General features: G+C 61.5%; 1 protein-coding gene. It reads left to right on the forward strand.

The features are described 5' to 3' along the window. Nucleotides 1-47 precede the first annotated feature (47 nt). On the forward strand, nucleotides 48-1,097 hold a 1,050-nt coding region (locus tag ACIF4X_RS05525), incomplete at its 3' end, for an alpha-ketoacid dehydrogenase subunit beta (protein WP_397481287.1).

Here is a 1,097-nt window from a genome sequence, read left to right on the forward strand (position 1 = left end):
ATTGCCATAACGCCAACAAGCTCAGCGTCAGCAGTTGGGGATCTGACATGAACGACCACAACAACAATATTCAGTTGGAAACCGCCATGACCACGACCACCATGACCATGATCCAGGCCCTGCGCTCGGCCATGGATGTGATGCTTGAGCGTGATGACAATGTCGTCGTATTCGGTCAGGACGTCGGCTACTTCGGCGGCGTGTTCCGTTGCACCGAAGGCCTGCAGACCAAGTACGGCACCTCTCGGGTATTCGACGCACCGATCTCGGAAAGCGGCATCGTCGGCGTGGCCGTCGGTATGGGCGCCTACGGTTTGCGTCCGGTCGCCGAGATTCAGTTCGCCGACTACGTCTACCCGGCTTCCGACCAGATCATTTCCGAAGCGGCGCGCCTGCGCTATCGCTCGGCCGGCGAGTTCACCGCGCCGATGACCCTGCGCATGCCTTGCGGCGGCGGCATCTACGGCGGTCAAACGCACAGCCAGAGCATCGAGGCGATGTTCACTCAGGTTTGCGGTCTGCGCACGGTCATGCCATCCAACCCGTATGACGCCAAGGGCTTGCTGATCGCCTCCATCGAAAACGATGACCCGGTGATCTTCCTTGAGCCGAAACGCCTGTACAACGGCCCGTTCGACGGCCACCACGACCGCCCGGTAACGCCGTGGTCGAAACACCCGCAAGCGCAGGTTCCGGACGGTTACTACACCGTGCCGCTGGACGTTGCCGCGATCACCCGTCCGGGCAAGGACGTGACCGTGCTGACTTACGGCACCACCGTTTACGTGTCGCAAGTTGCGGCTGAAGAGTCCGGCGTTGATGCTGAAGTCATCGACCTGCGCAGCCTGTGGCCGCTGGACCTGGAAACCATCGTCAAGTCGGTGAAAAAAACCGGCCGCTGCGTGGTGGTTCACGAAGCCACCCGCACCTGTGGTTTCGGCGCCGAACTGGTGTCGTTGGTGCAAGAGCATTGCTTCCATCACCTGGAAGCGCCGATCGAACGCGTCACCGGTTGGGACACCCCCTACCCGCACGCGCAGGAGTGGGCGTATTTCCCTGGGCCTTCCCGAGTGGGCGCGGCGCTTTATCGGTTATTG

The organism is Pseudomonas sp. NPDC085632 (assembly GCF_044541255.1).
Taxonomy (GTDB): Bacteria; Pseudomonadota; Gammaproteobacteria; order Pseudomonadales; family Pseudomonadaceae; genus Aquipseudomonas.